Genomic DNA, 20,773 nt, shown 5'->3' with positions numbered 1-20,773 from the left:
GGCCGCTCAGCCCCGGGCCGTACGCCACAGCTCGCGGGTGATCTCCGCCGCCGGAGCGGCGCGGGCGAGCCGGTGGCCCGTGCCCGCCCACAGGTGAACGGCCTCGGCGTCCCCGCGCTTCGCGGCGGCCGCCCGCAGCGGCCGGGTGAGGTGGTGGACCTCGGGGTACACGGCCGGCGCGTGACGCTCGTGCCCGTCGGTGAACGCGTTGCGCAGGGCGCGGGCGGGGCGACCGGTGAAGGCCCTGGTGACCACCGTCTCGGTGAAGTGCCGGTCCACCAGGGCCGCGCGGTGGACGGCCGGGGCGCCCGACTCCCGCGCGCGCAGGTAGGCCGTGCCGAGTTGGACGGCGACCGCCCCCGCGTGCAGCGCCGCCGCGACGGCCCGGCCGTCCGCGAGGCCGCCCGCGGCGATCAGCGGGAGGCCGGTGACAGCCCGGATCCCGGCCAGCAGGTCGGCCAGCGGCTCCCGCCCCGGCGGGTCGGCGACCCGGAAGGTGGCGCGGTGGCCGCCCGCGTCGGGGCCCTGCACGCAGAGCGCGTCCATGCCCGCCGCGACGGCGAGCCGGGCCTCGTCCACCGTGGTCACGGTGCCGATCTGCACCGTCCCGGCGGCGCGCAGCGCGCGGGCCTCCTCGGGTGCGGGCAGGCCGAAGGTGTACGACACCAGCGGGACGGGGTGGGCGAGCAGCGCCGCGATCTTGGCGTCCCAGTCGTCGCGGTCGGGCGGGATCACCGACGGCAGCCCGACACCGAGGCGCTCCGCCTCCGGCAGCAGCCGCTCCCGGTAGCGGGCGACCGCCTCCGTGTCGGCGTCGTCGACCGGGGAGGCGGACGGGACGAAGAGGTTGACGCCGAACGGACGGTCCGACAGCTCCCTCAGTCGGGAGACCCGTTCGAGGACGGCGCCCGCGCCGAGGTAGCCGGCGGCGAGAAAGCCCAGCCCGCCCACCGCGCCGACCGCGGCCACCAGTTCGGGGGTCGACGCCCCGCCGGCCATCGGCGCCGCGAGGATCGGTACGGCGGGCCACTCGAACCCGGTCGGCATCGGCACCGCGTACTTCCCTCCACCGCCGGTCGGTCGTACCCGGCCAGCCTAACCCCGCGGCGGGCGGGGCCGCCGGTGAGCACAAGGCAACATCCCGGCAATCGACGGGCAACGCGGGGGAAGCCGCCGACCCTCACATTTCTGTCAGCCGACAGAAACTGCGCGGCAGCCCCTTCCCGCTCCCGTGGAAAGCCGGTGCCCCATGACCACCAGCCCTTCCCTCGCACCGCCCGACACCACCGCCGTGCCCGCAGCGGGCGACCACTCGCTCAGCGGGTTCGGCTACCCCCAGCAACTGCACCGCACGATGGGCCGGTTCGCCTCCTTCGCGGCCGGCTTCTCGTTCATCTCCGTCCTGACCACCGTGTTCCAGCTGTTCTCCTTCGGCTACGGCTTCGCCGGGCCCGCGTTCCTCTGGAGCTGGCCGCTGGTCCTCGGCGGCCAGCTGCTGGTCGCCGGCTGCTTCGCCGAACTCGCCGCGCGGTACCCGATATCCGGCTCCATCTACCAGTGGGCGTCCCGGCTGGGCAACGCCACCTACGGCTGGTTCACCGGCTGGCTGATGGTGATCGGCCAGATCGTGGTGGTCACCGCCGCCGCACTGGCCCTCCAGGTGGTCCTGCCCGCCGTCTGGTCCGGGTTCCAACTGGTCGGCGGCGACCCGGCGCTGACCACCCGGACCGGCGCGCGGAACGCCGTGCTGCTGGGCGCCGCGCTGATCGCCCTCACCACCCTGGTGAACGTGGTGGGCATCCGCCTGATGTCGGTGATCAACAGTGTCGGCGTGACCGCCGAGATCACCGGCATCGTGCTCATCGTCGTCCTGCTCCTCACGCACAGTGAGCGCACTCCCACCGTCACCCTGCACACCGGCGGGCAGAGCGGGTACCTCTGGGCCTTCCTGGTGGGCTCGTTCACCGCCGCGTACGTCATGATCGGCTTCGACAGCGCCGGTGAGATGTCCGAGGAGACCGTCGCCCCCCGCCGCACCGCCCCCCGGACGATCCTCGGGGCGCTCACCGCCGCGGGGGTCGGCGGCGGGCTCCTGATGCTCGGCGCCCTGCTCGCGGCGCCCAGCCTCAGCGACGGCCGGCTCGCCTCCGAGGGCATGTCCTACGTCCTGACCAGCACGCTCGGCGACGGCGTCGGCCGCCTGCTGCTCGCCGACGTCGCGGTGGCGGTCTGCGTCGGAACCCTGGCGATGCAGACCGCCGGCGCCCGGATGCTGTTCTCGATGGCCAGGGACGGCGTCCTCCCGTTCTCCGCCCGACTCGCCGCGGTCTCCCGGCGCAGCGGCACCCCGCACCTGCCCGCGCTGGTGGTGGGCGTACTGGCGGTCGGTTTCCTGCTGGTCAACCTGCTGGCGCCGTCGGCCTTCCTGGCGCTGGAGACCACCTGCATCGTGCTGGTGTACACCGCGTACGCCCTGGTGGTCGGGGCCATGCTGCGCCGCCGCCTGCGCGGGCTGCCGATCGGCGCCGCGGGCGACGGGGACGGCGCCGGCGACCCGTCGGCCGAGCCGGTCGAGCTGGACGAGCACGGCGAGCCGCTGTTCAGCCTGGGCCGCTGGGGCCTGCCGGTGAACGTCCTGGCCCTCATCTACGGCGTGGCGATGACCGTCAACCTGGCCTGGCCGCGCGCCGCCGTCTACGACCCGGCGGGCGGGCACTGGTACCTGCAGTGGTTCAGCGTGCTGTTCCTGGCCGCCGCGCTGCTGGTGGGCGCGGCCTACCGGCTGCGCCGGCGGTGACGGCGCCGGTGCGCCGAGCACGCGGCTGAGGACGGAAGCCCGCCGCACCGACCGTCCGACCCCCGGCGCCGCCGGGCTCCCGCCGTCCTCGTCAGGCCGGCCGGAGCCCGGCGGCGCCGGTCCGGGCGGCCGCGATCTGGCGGGCGGTACGGCCCGCCAGCCGCAGCGCGCTGTCGGCCACCGCCTCCCCCACCGTCCGGGCATCACGTCCGCCGGTCTCGCGGGCCACCGCGACACCGCCTTCGACCAGTCCGAGCAGCAGGTCCGTACGCAGCGCGAGGTCCTCCGAGGGGTCGAGCGCGGCGAGCAGCGCTCCGTACGCCGCCTTCAACCCGGCCCGGGAGCCGCGGAACTGTGCGAACCGCTCGCCCCGCACCTCCGGCAGCTGGTAGAGCGCACCGAGGTTGTAGAGGCCGCCGAAGAGCAGTTCGGCGTCGAAGGCGGCCAGCGCCCAGAGCCCGGCTCCGGCCGCCGCCTCGGGGGCCGTTCGCGCCAGCAGGCCGCCGGCGAAGGACAGCGAGGGCTGCACGGTGCTCTCCAGCAGGCTCGCGAGGATGTCCTCCTTGCCGGCGAAGTAGTGGTAGAGCGAGGCCTGCCGCAGTCCGGCCCGTTCGGCCACCGCCCGGGTCGTGGTGGCCGCGTATCCGTTGACCGTGAAGAGCTCGGCCGCCGCCGCCAGCACCTCGGCACGGGGCGTCAGTTCACTGTCGGACGGCCCCTGGGCGCGCGGGCGGCCGACGCGTGACGGGGTTCCTCGGGTGGCAGGCACGGCTCGATCCTCGCACAGCGGCCGGACGGTGAGGGGACGGTAACTGCCGTGAAACACCCGGGCAATGGCGCGGACCCCGCCCGCCCCTAATTTCTGTCACGCGATCGAAATTACCGGCAGCAGCCCAGGAGGCGTCGTGACCACCCCCGCCACATCCACGGCCACCACCGTGGCCGCCCGCGCCCACGCCAGGGCGCAGCAGGGCACCGTCGTCGACTGCATGCCCCGGCTCCCGCCGTCCGAGGGGCTGCTGTGGGACGAGACGGTGGCCGGCGGCAACTACACCCACCTCGTCCTCCCGGCCGGCGCCCGCCTCACCCTCACCGACCGCGACGGCGACGCCTGCGCCCACCTGCTGCTGTACGTCACCGGGCGGAGCTGGGAGCGCCTCAACGTCGCCGACACCGTCAAGGTGCAGTGGAACGCCTACCTCCGGGCCGGCAGCCTGCTCCTCTCCGACCAGGGCCGGGTGCTCGCCACCCTCACCGAGGACACCTCCGGCCGGCACGACACGCTGACCGGCACCTCCACGGCCGCCCGCAACACGGCCCGCTACGGCGACGGCGCCGCCCACGGCCCCTCCCCCGCCGGCCGCGAACTCTTCAAGCTCGCCGCCGCCAAGCACGGGCTCACCCCGCGCGACCTGCCGCCGAGCCTCTCGTTCTTCCGGGGCGTGCGGGCCGAGGAGGACGGCGCGCTCACCGCGACCGGCGCGGCCGGCGCCGGGGCGCGGGTCACCCTGCGGGCCGAGCTGCCGCTCACCGTCCTGATCGCCAACACCGCCCACCCGCTGGACCCGCGCCCGGCCTACCGCTGCACCCCGCTGGTCGTCCGGGCCGCCCCCGGAGCGCCCGCGGCGCCCGGCGACCCGCTGCTCGCGGCCACCCCCGAGGGCGAGCGCGCCCTGCTCAACACCGCCGCCCTCACCGCCCCGGCCAAGGAGACCTCATGAGCATCGTCCTCGACCGGATCGTGCCCGCCCGCGCCGGCTGGTCCGCGGTCGTGCGCCGCGGGCAGCTGCTCACCATCACCGACCTGCACGGCAACCAGGCCGTCGACTGCCTGGTGTACGACGCGCACGACACCGCCGTCCGGTACAGCGCGCCCGACACCCTGCAGGCCCAGGGCTCGCTGTTCCTCACCGGCGGCAGCGTGCTGCTCTCCAACGAGCACACCCCGCTGATGACCGTCCTCGCCGACGACTGCGGCCGGCACGACACCATCGGCGGCGCCTGCTCCAAGGAGTCCAACACGCTGCGCTACGGGCACCACACCTGGTCCCAGCACGCGTGCGTGGAGAACTTCCTCGCGGAGGGCGCCCGTTGGGGGCTCGGCAAGCGCGATCTGGTGAGCAACGTCAACTGGTACATGAACGTCCCGGTCGACCCCGACGGCACCCTCGGCATCGTGGACGGCCTCTCCGCCCCGGGTCTGCGGGTGGTCCTGCGCGCCGAGACGGACGTCCTGGTCCTGGTCTCCAACTGCCCGCAGGTCAACAACCCCTGCAACGGCTTCGACCCGACGCCGATCCAGCTGACGATCAGCGAGGGCTGAACCGATGACCTACGACACGCTGCTGATCGCCAACCGGGGCGAGATCGCCGTCCGGATCATCCGCACCGCGCGCCGGCTGGGCCTGCGCACCGTCGCGGTCCACTCCGACCCGGACCGCCCGGCGCCGCACGTACGGCTCGCCGACCACGCGGTGCGGCTGGGCCCGGCGCCCGCCAAGGACAGCTACCTGCGCGCCGACCTCGTCCTGCAGGCCGCGCTCGACTGCGGAGCGGGCGCGGTCCACCCCGGCTACGGCTTCCTCTCCGAGGACGCCGACTTCGCCCGCCGGGTGGAGGCCGCCGGGCTGGCCTTCGTCGGCCCGACGCCGGGCCAGCTGGAGGTGTTCGGCGCCAAGCACACCGCGCGGGCCGCCGCCGAGGCGGCCGGCGTCCCGCTGCTGCCCGGCACCGGACTGCTGCCCGGTCTGGAGGAGGCGCTGGCGGCGGCCGCGACGATCGGCTACCCGGTGATGCTCAAGGCCACCGGCGGCGGCGGCGGCATCGGCATGCAGGCCTGCCACTCGGCGGCCGAACTCGCGGGCGCCTGGGAGCGGGTGCAGCGGGTCGCCGCCGCCAGCTTCGCCACCGCCGGTGTCTTCCTGGAGCGGCTGGTCGAGCGGGCCCGGCACGTCGAGGTGCAGGTGTTCGGCGACGGCGCCGGCCGGGTCGTGACCCTCGGCGACCGGGACTGCTCGCTCCAGCGCCGCAACCAGAAGGTGCTGGAGGAGGCGCCGGCGCCGGGGCTGCCCGACCACGTCCGCCGACAACTGGCCGACTCCGCCCGCGCGTTGTGCGCCGGCGTCGACTACCGCTCGGCCGGCACCGTCGAGTTCGTCTACGACGCCGCCCGCGAGGAGGCCTACTTCCTGGAGGTCAACACCCGCCTCCAGGTGGAGCACCCGGTCACCGAGGCGGTGCACGGCGTCGACCTGGTCGAGTGGATGCTGCGGCTCGCCCAGGGGGACACCGCCGTCGTCCGCGAGCCCGGGCCGGCCGTCGGCCACGCCGTCGAGGCCCGGGTCTACGCCGAGGATCCCAGCCGCGACCACCGCCCCAGCGCCGGGCTGCTCACCGAGGTGACCTTCCCCGAGGACGTGCGGGTGGACACCTGGGTCGAGACCGGCACCGAGGTCACCACCTCCTACGACCCGATGCTCGCCAAGGTCATCGTGCACGGCGCCGACCGCGAGCAGGCCCTGGCCGCGCTGTCGACCGCCCTGGCGGGCACCAGGATCGAGGGCATCGAGACCAACCTCGGTCTGCTGCGGGCCATCCCGGCCGTCGCCGTCGTCCGCGACGCCGCCCACCACACCGCCACCCTGGCCGACATCACCGATCCCACCCCGCGGATCGAGGTGGTGCGGGCCGGCACGCTCAGCTCCGTCCAGGACTGGCCCGGCCGCACCGGCTACTGGCACGTCGGCGTTCCGCCCTGCGGACCGATGGACGACCTGTCCTTCCGGCTCGGCAACCGGGCCCTGGGCAACCCCGAGGGCCTGCCGGGCCTGGAATGCACGCTCCAGGGCCCCGCGCTGCGCTTCACCCACGCCACCTGGATCTGCGTCACCGGCGCCCCCGCGGCGGTCACGGTGGACGACGCCCCGGTACCGCAGTGGGAGCCGGTGCTGGTGCCGGCCGGCGCAGTGCTGGACATCGCCGCACCGGCCGGGCCGGGGCTGCGCACCTATCTGCTGCTGGCCGGGGGCCTGGACGTCCCGCGGTTCCTCGGCAGCGCGGCCACGTTCACCCTCGGCCGGTTCGGCGGCCACGGCGGCCGGGCGCTGCGGGTCGGCGACGTGCTGCACGGCGGCGCCGGCGAACCGCCCGCCGGCGCCGGGCCGGTGGCGCCCGCGCAGCGGCCCGGGTTCACCCACGCCTGGCAGCTGGCCGCCGCCGAAGGGCCGCACGCCGCGCCCGAGTTCTTCACCGAACCGGACATCGAGGCGTTCTACGCCGCCGACTGGAAGGTGCACTTCAACAGTGCCCGCACGGGCGTGCGGCTGGTCGGGCCCAAGCCGGCCTGGGCCAGGACCGACGGCGGCGAGGCCGGGCTGCACCCGTCCAACATCCACGACACGCCGTACTCGGTCGGGGCGGTGGACTACACCGGCGACATGCCCGTCCTGCTCGGCCCCGACGGCCCCTCGCTCGGCGGCTTCGTCTGCCCGGCCACCGTGGTCACCGCGGAGCGGTGGAAGCTCGGCCAGCTCCGCCCCGGTGACACCGTGCGCTTCGTGCCCGTCACCCTGGAGGCCGCCGCCGCGCTGCGCCGCTCACCCGCCAGCACGCCGGCGCCCTCCCGCGCACCGATCACCGACGGCGGCATCCTCGCCCGGCTCCCGGGAACGGCGGCCCGGCCGAGCGTGACGTACCGGCGCAGCGGGGACGACAACCTGCTGGTCGAGTACGGTCCGATGCAGCTGGACCTGGCCCTGCGGATGCGGGTGCACGCCCTCGCCGCCCACCTGGACGCCGCACAGGTGCCCGGCGTGCTCGGCCTCACCCCGGGCATCCGCTCACTCCAGGTGCACACCGACCCGGACGTCCTGTCCGTCCCGCGACTGCTGGCGCTGGTCCGGGAGATCGAGGACGCGCTGCCGCCCACCGACGAGCTGGTGGTACCGAGCCGCACCGTCCATCTGCCGCTCTCCTGGGACGACCCGGCCACCCGCGAGGCGATCGCCCGCTACATCGCCGGGGTACGGGACGACGCGCCGTGGTGCCCCTGGAACATCGAGTTCATCCGCCGGATCAACGGCCTGGGGTCGGTGGACGAGGTGCACCGGACGGTCTTCAACGCCGAGTACCTGGTGCTGGGGCTCGGCGACGTCTACCTCGGCGCACCGGTCGCCACCCCGCTGGACCCGCGGCACCGGCTGGTCACCACCAAGTACAACCCGGCCCGCACCTGGACGGCCGAGAACTCCGTCGGCATCGGCGGCGCGTACCTCTGCGTGTACGGCATGGAGGGGCCCGGCGGGTACCAGTTCGTCGGCCGGACGGTGCAGATGTGGTCCGGCTGGCAGCAGCGGGGGCCCTTCACCCCGGGCGCTCCCTGGCTGCTGCGGTTCTTCGACCGGATCAAGTGGTACCCGGTCTCCGCGGACGAACTCTTGGAGATGCGCGCGGACATGGCCGCCGGGCGGCTCGATCTCAGGATCGAGGAGGGCGAGTTCGCGCTCGCCGACCACCTGCGCTTCCTGGCCGAGAACGCCGGTCCGATCGAGGACTTCCGGGCGGTGCAGGCCGCGGCCTTCGGCGCCGAACGGCAGGCCTGGGAGGAGGCGGGCGAGTTCGACCGGGCCGAGAGCGCGGGCGCCGACACCCCGGGGCCGGTGCGGCAGGTCACGGCGCCACCCGGCGGGGCCGTGGTGGAGGCGCAGTTCACCGCGTGCGTCTGGAAGGTGGACGTGCGCGCAGGCGAACAGGTCCGCAAGGGGCAGCAGTTGATGGCTGTGGAGGCGATGAAGATGGAGTCCTCGGTGGTGGCCGACCGGGACGGCGTGGTCGCCGACCTGCTGGTGAAGCCCGGTGACCAGGTGGAGGCCGGCTCGCCGCTGGTCGTGCTGGCCCCGGTCACGGTGGGGGTGACGGTATGACGGCGGCGGTCGAGCGGGTGCGCGCGGCGTACCGCAGGCTCGCGCAGGCGGACCGCCCCGAGGTGTGGATCGATCTGCGCCCGCAGGCCGAGGTGGAGGCCGAGGCGGCGGCGGTGGACGGGCGCCTGGCCGCCGGGGAGCGCCTGCCGCTGGCCGGCACGGTGTTCGCGGTCAAGGGCAACATCGACGTCGCCGGGCTGCCCACCACCGCCGGCTGCCCCTCCTACGCCTACCTGCCGCAGGCCGACGCGCCCGCCGTGGCCAGGCTGCGGGCGGCCGGCTCGGTGCCGCTGGGCACCACCAACATGGACCAGTTCGCGACCGGCCTGGTCGGCACCCGCAGCCCGTACGGCGCGGTGCGCGGCGCCGTCGACCCCACCCGGGTCTCGGGCGGTTCGAGTTCGGGCTCGGCCGTCGCCGTGGCGCTGGGCATCGTCGACCTGGCCCTGGGGACGGACACCGCGGGCTCCGGCCGGGTGCCGGCCGCGTTCAACGGCGTCGTCGGCCTCAAGCCCACCAGGGGCGTGGTCCCCACCACCGGCGTGGTGCCCGCCTGCCGCAGCCTGGACTGCGTCAGCGTCTTCGCCCGCAGCGTCGCCGCCGCCGAGCAGGCGTTCGGCGTCGTCGCCGACCCGCTGCCCACCACCCCCGCGGCGCGCCGGCCGGGGCCCTGGCGGGTCGCGGTGCCCGCGCTCGACCGGCTCGGTGAACTGGACGACGGCTGGGCCGGGGCCTACCTCGCGGCCGCCGAGCGGCTCGCGGCGGCCGGCGCCGAACTGCTGAGCATCGACCCGGCCCCGTTCGACGCGGTGGCGAGGATGCTGTACGAAGGCGCCTTCGTGGCCGAACGGTACGCCGCGGTCGGCGAGTTCATCGACAAGCACGCCGACGCGGCCGATCTGGACCAGGTGGTGCGCGCCATCATCACCGCCGGGCGCGACGTCCCCGCCCACCGGCTCCACCGGGACCTGGCCGAACTGGAGCGCCTGCGCGCCCTCGCGCTGGCGGAACTCGGCGAGGCGGACGCGCTGTTGCTGCCCACCACGCCGGGCCACCCGACCCTGGCCGAGGTCGCCGCCGATCCGGTCGGAGCCAACTCCCGGCTCGGCCGGTTCACCAACTCCACCAATCTGCTCGGGCTGTGCGCCCTCGCCGTCCCCGCCGGGGAGGTCCGGGGCCTGCCCTTCGGGGTGATGCTGATCGGCCGCCCGCACACCGAAGGCCGGCTGGGCGCGCTCGCCCGGTCGCTGGAGGAGCCCCCACGGGTACGGGTCGCGGTGGTCGGCGCACATCTCTGCGGGCAGCCGCTGAACGGCCAACTGCTCGCCCTCGGCGCCACACCCGCCGCCGTGACCCGGACCGCCCCCGACTACCGGCTGTACGCCCTGGACACCGTTCCGGCCAAGCCCGGCCTGGTCCGGGTCGCGGCCGGCGGATCCTCGGTGGAGGCCGAGGTCTGGGAGCTCCCCGCCGCCGGCCTGGGCACCCTGGCCGCCGGGCTGCCCGAACCGATGGCCCTCGGCAGTGTCCGCCTCGCCGACGGCAGCCGGGTGGCGGGCTTCCTCTGCGAGCCGGCCGCCCTGGACGGCGCCGAGGACATCACGGCCTACGGCGGTTGGCGGGCCTACCTCGCCGCGCCGCGGTGACCGTCAGCGGCCGCCGCGCCTGATCAGCCCCCGGGTGGTGGCGGTGCGCACCGCCGCCGTCCGGGAGTCGACGTCGAGCTTGGTGTAGATGTGCACCAGGTGGGACTTCACGGTCGCCTGGCTGAGGTGGAGCCGCCCGCTGATCTGCTGGTTGGTCAGCCCGGCCGCGACCAGCTCCAGCACCTCCGTCTCGCGGGTGCTGAGCGCGGTGGCAGGGGTGCGCATCCGCTCCACCAGGCGGTCCGCGACGGTGGCCGCGAGTGCGGAGCGCCCGGCGGCGGCCGCGCGGACCGCCGCCGCGAGCTCCTCCGGCGGGGCGTCCTTCAGCAGATAGCCGGTGGCGCCGGCGGCCAGCGCCGGCACGGTGTCGGCGTCGGTGTCGTAGGTCGTGACGATCAGCACCCGGGGCGCGCCGGGGCGGGCGGTGATGGCGGCGGTGGCCTGGGCGCCGTTCATGCCGGGGCCGAACTGGAGGTCCATCAGCACCACGTCGAGGTCGAGTTCGGCGGCCAGGGCCACCGCCTGCTCGGCGGTGGCGGCCTCCGCGACGATGCTGAGATCGCTCTCGGTCTCCAGGACGGCCCGCAGTCCGGCCCGCACCACGGGGTGGTCGTCGGCGAGCAGCAGTCGGATCGGGTCGCTCACGGGGTGTCCTCGGCGGGTTCGGGGAGCAGGACCGCCAGCGCGGTGCCCCGGCCGGGGGCGGTCTCCAGGGTGAAGGTACCGCCCAGGGCGCGGGCCCGGGCCCGCATCGCGGGCAGGCCGAACCCCGCGTCGCCGGTGCCGGGCGCGGGGAGGTCGGCCGGGTCGAAACCGCTGCCGTCGTCGAGGACGTCGAGGGCGACCTCGGAGTCCATGTAGCTGAGCGTCACCTCGGCGTGGGAGGCCCCCGCGTGCCGCACGGTGTTCGCCAGCGCGGACTGCGCGATCCGCAGCAGCGCGGTCTCGTGCGGCACCGGCAGCGGCGCGGGAACGCCCGAGAGATGGAACCGCACCGGTACCCCGCTGTGCTCGGCCGTGACCGCGCACAGTCGCTCCAGCGCGGCCGGCAGCGAGGAGCCGTCGAGGCCCGGCGGGGTGAGCGCCCGCACGAAGCGGCGGGCCTCGGCGAGGTTGTCCTGGGCGGCCTGCCGGGCCTGCTCCACGTACCCTGCGGCGGCCTCGGTCCGCTCGGGCAGGGCCCGGCCGGCCGCGCGCAGCAGGAGCTGGATGCTGGACAGGCTCTGGGCGAGGGTGTCGTGGATCTCGCGGGCCAGGCGTTCGCGTTCGGCCAGCACCCCGGCGGTGTGGTGGGCTGCGACCAGGTCGGCCCGGGCCGCGCTCAGCTCGTCGATCAGACGGCGGCGCTCCTCGCTCTCCCGGTACAGCGCCTGGTAGCCCAGCACGGTCGCGGTGGCGACGGCCGCGCCGAGGGTGGGCCCGATCGCCGCCGCCGCGCTGACCTCGTGGCGGTGCCAGGCGAAGCCGGTGACGGCGGCCGCCGTGGTGAGACCCACCGCGATCAGCCCGCTGCGGCGCCCGAGCAGGTGCAGCTGGAGGAAGTAGAGCGGGAAGGCGAGCCAGACCCCGTCCTCGGTCAGCGCCAGCAGCACCAGCCAGGCCGCCGCGAGGGCGGCCAGCCACAGCGCCGCCCCGGTGCGCGAGCGGCGCACCGGGCCCAGCAGCGGGCCCGCCGCGTAGACCGCGGCCGTCACGGCCGCCGCGACGGTGACGGCCGCCGGGTGCGGCGCGTGGCCGGCGAAGGAGCGGGCCACGGCCAGGGCCAGCAGGCCGGCCACGAGCAGGTGCAGGCAGAGCCGCAGCACGCGGGCGACGGGGGTGGGTGAACGGTCGGTCGCCATCCCTCCAGGCTAGGCGGGCCGACGGCGCACGAGCATCAATCGAAAGGTTGACCTGCGGTTGTGTCCTTCGATGCGCAGGATCCAATCCCCGGTGCGATGCCCGGACGCGGGCCCGGCGGCGAGATTGGTGACCGTCGGCGCACCGTCGCCGCACCGTTGCCGAGAGAGGACCGTGACCGTCGTGTTCGTCGCCCGGAGGGACCTGGGGTTCGCCAAGGGGCGGTTCGCCCTGATGGGGACCGTCATCGTACTGATCACCGTGCTGGTCGGCCTGTTGTCCGGGCTGACCGCCGGGCTGGGCCGCCAGAACGTCTCGGCCGTCACCGGCCTGCCCGCCGACCGCCTGGTCTTCTCGGCGCCGGCCGAGGGGCAGAAGCTCTCCTTCACCGACTCCCGGGTCACCCCCGCGCAGTGGGACGGCTGGGCGCACACCCCCGGCGTCGCCTCCGCCCAGCCGCTCGGCGTCACCACCGCCCGGGCCGCCGCCGGGCAGCGCGGCTCGGCGGTCTCCGCCCTCGGCGTCCCGGCGGGCTCCGACCTGGCACCGCGGGGCGACGCGCTCGCCGCGGGCCGGGCCGTGCTCTCCGGCACCGCCGCCGGGAACCTCGGGGTCGGACCCGGCGCCACGATCACCCTGGCCGGCCGGGAGCTGACGGTGGCCGCCGTGGCGGGCGACGCCTCGTTCAGCCACACCCCGGTGATCTGGACCGCCCTGGAGGACTGGCAGCACATCGCCGCGTCCGCCCAGCCCGGCGAACACGCCACCGTGATCGCCCTGCGGCTCGGCTCCCACCCCGACCTGGCCGCCGCCGACCGGCGGTTCACCACCAGGACGCTGACCCTGGACGACTCGCTGGCCGCGATCGGCTCCTACACCTCGGAGAACGGCTCGCTGCAGCTCATGCGGGGCTTCCTGTTCGCCATCTCGGCGCTGGTCGTCGGGGCCTTCTTCACGGTCTGGACGATCCAGCGCAGCGGCGACGTCGCCGTGCTGAAGGCGCTCGGCGCCTCGACGGCGTACCTGCTGCGGGACGCGCTCGGCCAGGCCGTCCTGCTCCTCGTGCTCGGCGCCGCCCTGGGCACCGCGATCGCCGCCGGGGTGGGGGCCGCCATCGGCTCCGCCGTGCCGTTCGTCCTGGACGCGCCGACCGTCCTGGTGCCGGCCGCCGTGATGATCGCGCTCGGCGCGCTCGGCGCGGGGCTCTCCGTCCGCCGCATCACCTCCGTCGACCCGCTGACCGCTCTGGGGAGCGCCCGATGAGTCTGATCCTCGACCACGTCACCCTCACCTACCCGGACGGCGACGGCCGGCTCACCGCGCTGGACGACGTCGGCCTGGAGGTGCCGGCCGGCACCGTCACCGCCGTGGTCGGCCCGTCCGGCTCCGGCAAGTCCAGCCTGCTGGCGGTCGCCGCCACCCTGATCACGCCGGACCGCGGGCGGGTGGTCGTCGACGGCGTCGACACCCGGGGCCTGAACCGCGGCGCACTGGCGGCGCTGCGCCGCGACCGGATCGGGATCGTCTTCCAGCAGCCGAACCTGCTGCCCTCCCTCACCGCCGCCGAACAGCTCCAGGTGATGGCGCACCTCGACGGCCGGTCGCCGCGCTCCGCCCGCCCCCGCGCGCTGGAGCTGCTGGACGCCGTCGGCCTCGGCGATCTGGCCGGCCGCCGCCCGCACCAGCTCTCCGGCGGCCAGCGCCAGCGCGTCAACATCGCCCGCGCGCTGATGAACGACCCGACCGTCCTGCTGGTGGACGAGCCGACCAGCGCCCTCGACCACGAACGCGGCGCCGCCGTCGTCGGCCTCGTCACGGAGCTCACCCATCGCCGGGCGACGGCGACCGTGCTGGTCACCCACGACCGCACCCACCTCACCGCCGTCGACCAGGTCGCCGAGGTCCACGACGGCCGGCTCCGGGTACCGGCGCGGACCTGACCTCGCCGCGACCGGCGAAGCCCCGACCCCGGGCGGGTCGGGGCTTCGCGGGCTCCGGGCCCGGAACTCCCCCGGCTGCCGACGCCGGGACGCTCCTCGCGGGCCGCCCCCGTCCGGGCGGCGGGTCAGGGCCGGTGTGCACCCGCGGGGGCGCTCACCCGGGCCCGCGGACGCCGGTGCCCCGGCCCGCCGGGGTACGGCGGCCGGGGCACCGGCACGGCCCAGGGCACGGCCCGGGGATCAGGTGATGTCGTCCAGCTGCTCCTGGCGGGCGGCCGGTACCGCCGCGGAGGCGACCGGGGCCACCGAGGCCTCGACCGGCGCCGCACCGGCGACCTCCTCGACCGAGAGGTCCAGGTGCGAGGCCTCCTCGTCGTCGAGCCCGGCGTCGGGGTTGCGGCGGGCCCGGCGCCTGTCGTTCAGCAGCGCGATGGCGACGGCGGAGAAGTACAGCGCCCAGATCGGCGCGGCCAGCGCCAGCATGCTCAGCGGGTCGGCGCTGGGGGTGGCGAAGGCCGCGAACAGCGTGATGCCCATCACCATGCCGCGCCACCAGCCGAGCAGCCGCTTGCCGGTGACCACCCCGGCGAAGTTGAGCATCACCAGCAGCAGCGGGAACTCGAAGGCGCAGCCGAAGACCAGCACCATCCGGGTCGCGATGTCGAAGTAGTCCTCGGGCGGCAGGATCGGCGTGGTGCCGTTCGGGCTGAACGAGATCAGCACCTTCACCGTGGTCGGCAGCAGCAGGTAGGCGCAACCGACGCCGGCCAGGAAGAGCGGGGCGCCCGCCGCCATGAAGCCGAGCGTGTACTTGCGCTCGCTGCGGTGCAGACCGGGAGCGACGAAGGCCCAGAGCTGGTAGAGCCAGACCGGGACGGCGGCGACCACGCCGACCGTCAGGGCGACCTTGAGGGTCCAGGTGAAGGGAGTGGTCAGGCCGATGTTGGAGATCTGGGCGCACTTACCGCTGAAGGCCTCGATCTCCGCCCGGGTGTTGCACTGCGGCAGCGGCCTCAGCAGGAAGGTCTCGATCTGCTTGTGGTAGATCGCCGCGACGATCGTGAACAGCACGATCGCCAGGACCGACTTGACCAGCCGGTTCCGCAGCTCGCGGAGGTGGTCGGCGAGGGCCATCCGCCCCTCGGAGTCCTTGGGCGCCTTCAGCGCCTTGGAAGACTTGCTCAACCCCGGTCCTCAACTCGTGCGTCGAAGCCCGCCGGGTGGCGGGCTCCGCTGGTCGCGCGCCGGCTCATCGCGGCTGCGTGGTCTCCTGCGGTGGCTGCTGCTGCTCGGCCACCGGCCGCGAGGGCCCGGCGGCCCCCGGTGCGGACTTGATGGTCCGTGGTGCGGGATCCGCCTGCGCGGGCGGCCCGGCGGCTTCGTCCTCGGAGCGCAGTGCCTTGGTCTCGCTCTTGAGGATCCGTAGCGACTGGCCCAGCGAGCGGGCCAGGTCGGGCAGGCGCTTGGCGCCGAAGAGCACGATGGCGAAGATCACGACCACCAGGATCGCGGTTCCCGAGACCCGCACAGCCGACCACCCTCCTCGGTGCGACGGCGACGACGACCGTCGTTGCCGTTGTGACCGCGCCGTCGCCGGTACCGCCACGGTGAGAGCGTAACCCCCCGCCCGCGGGCTGAGCAGACCCCCGGGCCACCATCGGGTGAAGAATCGCCCTGCGGGCTCGTGACCCGGGGGCCGCGAGCGGCGCCGGTCAGCCCGCCCGGCCCGCCTCGGCGAGCTCGCCGGCCACCTCGGCCAGCGCGCGGGAGGCGGTGTCCACCTCCCGCGCCAGTACCCGGACGGCCAGCCACAGCCGGACGGCGAGCAGGCCGAGCACCAGCAGGCCGGCGGTGGCGAGCAGAACGGCGGCGACGAGAGTCCACGACATGCCCGCAAGCCTAGGCCCTGGCCCGCCGGGGCCCGCGCGCCGCCACCCCCGGCCGCAGCGCCCGCCCGCGGCGCCCGACCGCTCCCGCACCGACCACTCCCGCACCGGTCCCCGCCCGGCCGCACCACGGCCCACCGGGGAACCGCCGGCCCTACGAACCGCCGGCCCGAGCAGCGCCGCCCTGAGAACCGTCGCCCTGAGAACCGCCGGTCACCCCTCGACCGGGACGAGCCGCATGGTCCGCACCCCGGCCCGGGTGAGCGCCTCGACGATCTTCTCCCCGGCCGGTTTGCGGACCGCCGCCCCGCAGGAGGGGCAGCCGAAGCTGTAGTACGACTGCGCCTGGGTCCGGCCGAGGGTGAGCCGGAAGTCGTCGGCGGCCAGTTCCACCTTCTCCCGGCAGTCCGAGCAGTAGACCTTGAATCTGGTGCCGGTCTCCACTGGTGCTCAGACCGTCCCGTCCCGGTAGCCGGCCAGTGCCTGGGAGGCCGCCTCCCGGGCCTGGTCCGCCAGCTCCGGCGGCGAGACGATCCGGCCGTCGCGGCCCAGCCGCAGGGCCAGCGGGCGCAGCCCGGAGGGGTCGGCGCTGCGCAGGGTGATCCGCAGGCCGCCGTCGGGCAGCTCCTCGGCGTGGTCGTGGGTGTAGTACTCGGCGACCCAGCGCCCGGCCGGGCCGACCTCGACGACCACCTCCGGATCGTCGGCGGACGGATTGACCAGTCCGCCGGAGAGGTCGCGCGGCTCCAGCCTGGGCGGGTCGGAGGGGGTGTCGAGCACCTTGATCTCGGCGACCCGGTCCAGCCGGAACATCCGCCGGTCCTCGGAGACCCTGCACCAGGCCTCCAGATAGGTGTGGCCCTCGGTGACCAGCCGGATCGGGTCGACCTCGCGCTCGGTCATGCCGCCGCGCCCGTGCGAGTAGTAGCGCAGCCAGAGCCGGCGGCCCTCGCTGAGGGCCCGGTCGATGTCGGCGAACACGTGGCTCTCCGCCTCGAAGGTCACGCCGACCCGGGCGCTGCCCTCGGCGCTGTCCCCCGCCGCGTTCTCGATCTTGGCCACGGCCCGGGTGAGGGCCTCGCGGTCGCGCTCACGCAGACCGGGCAGGCCGGCCACCGCGCGGGCGGCGACCAGCAGCGCCGTCGCCTCGTCCGCGGCCAGGCGCAGCGGCTGGGCCACGTCGTCGACGTTGTGCCACCAGATCCGCTCGCCGTCGGTGTCGATGTCGAGCAGGTCGCCGCCGCGGAAGCTGGTGCCGCACATCGGCAGCACGTTGAGATCGCCGATCAGCTCGCGCTCGGTGATGCCGAAGGCGCGGGCCACCTCGGCCACCTCGGCGCCGGGACGCTCGCGCAGGTAGGTGACCAGCGACAGCATCCGGCGGGTCTGGTCGATGGCGTTGCTCATGCCTGTGCTCCCTCAACGACTCCGGCCTCGACGGCCACGGCCTCGACAACGGCTCCGGATTCGACGGCCCCGGCGCTCCCGGCGCCGGTGCCCGGCGCGGCGGCGGGCAGGCCCGCGACCGCGCGCAGCCGGTCGACGACGTCCGCCCGCAGGTCGTCGGGGCCGAGCACCACCAGGTCGGGCCCGAACTCGGCGAGGTCGGCGCCCAGCCCGTTGCCGTACGGGATCTCCAGCTCGTCCCAGTGCTCGTCGACCCGACGGCTGTTCAGCGCCTTGGTACGGAGCGGGAATCCGGCGCCCCGGCGCAGCCGTACGGTGGCGGTGGCGGTGGCGCCCTCACCCGCGAAGGTGGCGACGTAGGCGCGGACGTCCACGTGCTCGGGCACCGCGCCGGTGAACGCGCCGGAGCGGGAGCGCACCTTGCCGGTGATCCGGCCGAGACGGAAGACCCGGGCGTCCTGGCGGTCGCGGTCCCAGCCGGCCAGGTACCAGTGGCCGCGCCAGCACTCCAGCGCCCAGGGCTCGACGGCCCGCTGCTCGGTGGCCGCGGCGCCGGCCTTGCGGTACTCGAAGGTGACGGGACGGCGGTCACGGGCCGCGGTCAGCAGCGGCTCGAAGGCGGCCTCGCGGACCGGGATCCGGGGCTCCAAGGCGCTGTGCGTCTGCGTATCGGTGAACGGGACGCCGGCGGCGCGCAGCTTCTGCAGGGCTCCGCTGGCCGCGCCGGACATCTTGGCCTGCTGCCAGACCCGGGCCGCCAGGCTGAGCGCCGCGGCCTCCTCGGCGTCGAGGGCGATCTCGGGGAGCCGGTTGCGGTCCGGGCGGGCGAGGTAGCCGAGCTCGCCGTCCAGCGAGTTCTCGTCGACGTCGATGACCAGGCCGAGTTCGCGCAGGTCGTCCTTGTCGCGCTCGAACATCCGGTTGAAGGCGTCCTCGCTGCCGTTCTGCCACGCCTCACGGTAGGCCTCGACGGACTCCCGCAGCTCCTTCTTGGAGAGCGGCCGTCTGGTGTTCATCAGGCACAGGGCGAGATTCATCAGCCGCTCTGCCTTGGCGATCGCCATCGCTGACCCTTCCGGTGTGCCGCGCCGCGCGCGGGGTGCGCCCGCCGGGAGGTGCTCTACCCGGCGCCCCGACCGTACCGGTAGCGCCACCGTCGGCGAAAGCCGAGCCCTGCTCACGGGCGGGGACACCGCTCGCCGGGCACCCGTCGGGTGGGAAGGGAGCACGCGACAGGGCCGCACGCCGGGTACGGCGTACGGCCCTGTTCGCGCGGCCCGGGGCGTCAGCCCCCGGTGCGACCGAGCGCGGTGATCAGACGCCGAGCAGGTCGACGACGAAGATCAGCGTCTCGCCGGCCTTGATCAGCGGGCTCGGCGACTGGTTGCCGTAGGCGAGGTGGGCCGGGATGGTCAGCTCGCGCCGGCCACCGACCTTCATGCCCACGACGCCCTGGTCCCAGCCCTTGATGACGCGGCCGCCGCCGAGCGGGAACTTGAAGGACGAGCCACGGTTCCAGCTGGCGTCGAACTCCTCGCCGGTGCTGAACGAGACACCGACGTAGTGCACCTCGACGACCTGGCCCGGCTTGGCCTCGGCGCCGTCGCCGACCGTGATGTCACGGATCTGCAGGTCGGCCGGCGGGTCGCCAACGGGGAAGTCAATCTCCGGCTTGCTCACAACTGCCTCTTCTCACGGTTCGTTACGTACATGACGGAGCGGCAGACACCCGCACCGGTCCCTTCCGGGACCACGGTACGGGCGTCCGCCGCCCGCCCGGGCGCGGGCCACGCGGCCCCGCCCGAAGGTCATACACGTTCCATTGTCACCCGAATGCGGGTCAGCCGACGCCCGCGTCCAGCACGTCGACCACGAAGACCAGGGTGGAGTTCGCCGGAATGTCGCCCTGCGCCTGGTCCTTGTAACCCAGCGAGGCCGGGATCACCAGTTCGACGCGGCTGCCGACGGCCACGCCCTGCAGGCCCTTGTCCCAGCCCTCGATGACCTGGCCGCCGCCGACGGAGAAGGAGAACGCCTGGCCCTTGTCGAGCGAGGAGTCGAACTTCTTGCCGTCCTTCCAGAGCGCGCCGGTGTACTGGACGAGGACCTTCTCGCCGGTCTCGACCTTCGGGCCGGTGCCCTGGATGAGGACGTGGCTCTTCAGCTCGGTCGGCTCCGTGGCGCCCTTGGCCGGGGTGATCTCGGCGGCCTTCTTGCCGTTGTCCTTCACCTGCGGGAAGTCCGCGGGCGGCGGGGTCACGGCGCCGCTGACCACGGCGTCCGGCGCGTTGACGCGCTGGATGTCGATGACGAAGACCAGGTTGTCCTTGGCGCCGATCTCCATGGTGGTGTTGCCCTGGGAGCCGAAGGCGGCGGCCGGTGGGGCCACCACGAGGATCCGGCTGCCGGCCTTCTTGCCGACGACGGCCTGGTCCAGCGCCGGGATCAGGGCGTTGGTGCCGGCCTGGAAGATCTGCGGCTTGCCCTTGTCGTCGTACGAGCTCGGGATGTCCTTGCCGGTCGTCCAGTCCTTGGCGGTGTAGTCCACCGACGTCCAGGAGTCCTTCTCGACGGCCGGGCCGCTGCCCTCCGAGATCGTCTTGACCACGAAGGTGCCGTCGGCGGCCTCGCCGGGCACCGTGATCGTGGCCTTCTTGCCGAAGTCGCCCGTCACGGTCGGGAGCACCTTGGCGGTGTCCTTGATCGGCGGCACCGGCTCCGCGCTGGGCGTCGGGGTGGCCGCCGTCGCGGCGTCGGCCGGCGCGGCGGTCGGCTTGCTGTCGTCGCCCCGGTTGGCCAGGTAGAGCGTGACGCCACTACCCACCAGCAGGACGGCCAGCACCGTGCCCAGGATCAGGCCGAGCCTGCCGACACCGGGCGGGTTCTGGTCGTACCCGGCCTCCGAGGTGTCCTGGCGGCGGACGTTGGAGGCGAAGATCTGCGGAGCCTCGTCGGCGGGGCCGGCCGTCTTGGGCCGGGGACCGTCACCTGGGCTTCCCCAGCCCGCCGACTGCCGCAGGATCGACGGCGGTACGACGATCGACTCGCCGTCGCCGGGCAGCGGGCCACCGGGCCGGGAGTCGGCCGGGTCGCCGGCGGAGCCGCCGTCCGCGGTGCCGGGCCCGCCCGGGCTCGTCGCTTTCTCAGACATGACTCCCCATCCATCTCACCAGGTCTTCGAGGCCTACCGGCCGGCTTGCTGATCGCCGAGATCCTGCCGTACAACCGCCGCACCCGGACAGCGCTGCTCCACCACAGTGCGGAAGGGCAGCAGTATGACAGGTCAGGATGAGGACGGGCGCTTCTGGTGTGCGAGCGCCCGCCCAAGCGTACGAGT

18 protein-coding genes and 1 pseudogene are annotated in these 20,773 nt (G+C 74.8%); 7 read left to right on the top strand and 12 right to left on the bottom strand.

The window, feature by feature from the left end; genetic code table 11:
• Positions 1 to 6: 6 nt before the first annotated feature.
• Entirely contained in the window at positions 7 to 1,047 is a 1,041-nt protein-coding gene (locus OG823_RS27980) for a nitronate monooxygenase (RefSeq protein WP_371484677.1), read from the bottom strand.
• Between the two features lie 202 nt (positions 1,048 to 1,249).
• Here OG823_RS27980 and OG823_RS27975 point away from each other — a divergent pair, with 202 nt between their 5' ends.
• Positions 1,250 to 2,797 carry an amino acid permease gene (locus OG823_RS27975; RefSeq protein ID WP_371482829.1) on the top strand — a complete coding sequence of 516 codons (1,548 nt, stop codon included), beginning with the start codon at positions 1,250 to 1,252 and terminating at the stop codon, positions 2,795 to 2,797.
• A 91-nt stretch (positions 2,798 to 2,888) separates the two neighbouring features.
• Here OG823_RS27975 and OG823_RS27970 read toward each other — a convergent pair whose 3' ends face one another.
• Complete coding sequence (locus OG823_RS27970) at positions 2,889 to 3,566, bottom strand: TetR/AcrR family transcriptional regulator (protein WP_371482827.1); 678 nt, start codon at positions 3,564 to 3,566, stop codon at positions 2,889 to 2,891.
• Between the two features lie 136 nt (positions 3,567 to 3,702).
• Between OG823_RS27970 and OG823_RS27965 the strand changes: the two genes are divergently transcribed.
• The 4 genes from OG823_RS27965 to atzF are packed head-to-tail and all read left to right on the top strand — an operon-like array spanning position 3,703 to position 10,364.
• Positions 3,703 to 4,518, top strand: coding sequence for an urea amidolyase associated protein UAAP1 (locus OG823_RS27965; protein WP_371482825.1), 816 nt, complete (start codon positions 3,703 to 3,705; stop codon positions 4,516 to 4,518).
• On the top strand, positions 4,515 to 5,120 hold the full coding sequence (locus tag OG823_RS27960; protein WP_371482823.1) for an urea amidolyase associated protein UAAP2: 606 nt from the start codon (positions 4,515 to 4,517) through the stop codon (positions 5,118 to 5,120). The genes OG823_RS27965 and OG823_RS27960 overlap by 4 nt, the downstream gene beginning before the upstream one ends.
• 4 nt (positions 5,121 to 5,124) lie before the next feature.
• Complete coding sequence (gene uca / locus OG823_RS27955) at positions 5,125 to 8,718, top strand: urea carboxylase (protein ID WP_371482821.1); 3,594 nt, start codon at positions 5,125 to 5,127, stop codon at positions 8,716 to 8,718.
• A complete protein-coding gene (gene atzF / locus OG823_RS27950) occupies positions 8,715 to 10,364 on the top strand; it encodes an allophanate hydrolase (protein ID WP_371482819.1) in 1,650 nt (549 codons plus the stop codon). The genes uca and atzF overlap by 4 nt, the downstream gene beginning before the upstream one ends.
• A 3-nt stretch (positions 10,365 to 10,367) precedes the next feature.
• Here atzF and OG823_RS27945 read toward each other — a convergent pair whose 3' ends face one another.
• Together OG823_RS27945 and OG823_RS27940 are read right to left on the bottom strand one after the other, a co-directional pair.
• A complete protein-coding gene (locus OG823_RS27945) occupies positions 10,368 to 11,009 on the bottom strand; it encodes a response regulator (RefSeq protein ID WP_371482818.1) in 642 nt (213 codons plus the stop codon).
• Positions 11,006 to 12,205, bottom strand: coding sequence for a sensor histidine kinase (locus tag OG823_RS27940; protein ID WP_371482816.1), 1,200 nt, complete (start codon positions 12,203 to 12,205; stop codon positions 11,006 to 11,008). The genes OG823_RS27945 and OG823_RS27940 overlap by 4 nt, the downstream gene beginning before the upstream one ends.
• A 181-nt stretch (positions 12,206 to 12,386) precedes the next feature.
• Here OG823_RS27940 and OG823_RS27935 point away from each other — a divergent pair, with 181 nt between their 5' ends.
• Both OG823_RS27935 and OG823_RS27930 read left to right on the top strand, forming a co-directional pair.
• Positions 12,387 to 13,466 carry an ABC transporter permease gene (locus OG823_RS27935; protein ID WP_371484676.1) on the top strand — a complete coding sequence of 360 codons (1,080 nt, stop codon included), beginning with the start codon at positions 12,387 to 12,389 and terminating at the stop codon, positions 13,464 to 13,466.
• Complete coding sequence (locus OG823_RS27930; protein WP_371482814.1) at positions 13,463 to 14,143, top strand: ABC transporter ATP-binding protein; 681 nt, start codon at positions 13,463 to 13,465, stop codon at positions 14,141 to 14,143. Before OG823_RS27935 ends, OG823_RS27930 begins: the two co-directional genes overlap by 4 nt.
• Before the next feature lie 240 nt (positions 14,144 to 14,383).
• On the opposite strand, the gene tatC is transcribed toward OG823_RS27930, so the two are convergent.
• The 8 genes and pseudogenes from tatC to OG823_RS27890 all read right to left on the bottom strand — a co-directional run bounded on the left by tatC (position 14,384) and on the right by OG823_RS27890 (position 20,587).
• Complete coding sequence (gene tatC, locus OG823_RS27925) at positions 14,384 to 15,277, bottom strand: twin-arginine translocase subunit TatC (protein WP_371484675.1); 894 nt, start codon at positions 15,275 to 15,277, stop codon at positions 14,384 to 14,386.
• Between the two features lie 115 nt (positions 15,278 to 15,392).
• Positions 15,393 to 15,671, bottom strand: a complete 279-nt coding sequence (tatA, locus tag OG823_RS27920) for a Sec-independent protein translocase subunit TatA (protein ID WP_371482813.1) — start codon at positions 15,669 to 15,671, stop codon at positions 15,393 to 15,395.
• Positions 15,672 to 15,855: 184 nt separating this feature from the next.
• Entirely contained in the window at positions 15,856 to 16,032 is a 177-nt protein-coding gene (locus OG823_RS27915) for a hypothetical protein (protein ID WP_371482811.1), read from the bottom strand.
• A gap of 210 nt (positions 16,033 to 16,242) precedes the next feature.
• On the bottom strand, positions 16,243 to 16,473 hold the full coding sequence (locus OG823_RS27910; RefSeq protein ID WP_371482810.1) for a hypothetical protein: 231 nt from the start codon (positions 16,471 to 16,473) through the stop codon (positions 16,243 to 16,245).
• Positions 16,474 to 16,479: 6 nt separating this feature from the next.
• Positions 16,480 to 17,436, bottom strand: a complete 957-nt coding sequence (locus OG823_RS27905; protein WP_371482809.1) for a helix-turn-helix transcriptional regulator — start codon at positions 17,434 to 17,436, stop codon at positions 16,480 to 16,482.
• A 113-nt stretch (positions 17,437 to 17,549) separates the two neighbouring features.
• A pseudogene (locus OG823_RS27900) lies at positions 17,550 to 18,500 on the bottom strand (helix-turn-helix transcriptional regulator); the annotation flags it as partial.
• A 250-nt stretch (positions 18,501 to 18,750) separates the two neighbouring features.
• The gene (locus OG823_RS27895; RefSeq protein ID WP_371482808.1) at positions 18,751 to 19,116 is read right to left on the bottom strand and encodes an FKBP-type peptidyl-prolyl cis-trans isomerase; all 366 of its coding nucleotides are present in this window, start codon (positions 19,114 to 19,116) and stop codon (positions 18,751 to 18,753) included.
• A gap of 160 nt (positions 19,117 to 19,276) precedes the next feature.
• Positions 19,277 to 20,587 (bottom strand): FKBP-type peptidyl-prolyl cis-trans isomerase, encoded by a 1,311-nt coding sequence (locus tag OG823_RS27890; protein ID WP_371482806.1) that lies wholly within the window; start codon positions 20,585 to 20,587, stop codon positions 19,277 to 19,279.
• Positions 20,588 to 20,773: the final 186 nt, after the last annotated feature.

Source organism: Kitasatospora sp. NBC_00315, assembly GCF_041435095.1.
Taxonomy (GTDB): domain Bacteria; phylum Actinomycetota; class Actinomycetes; order Streptomycetales; family Streptomycetaceae; genus Kitasatospora.
The sequence above is the reverse complement of the archived record's forward strand: the minus strand, read 5'-3'. Positions and strand labels throughout refer to the sequence as shown.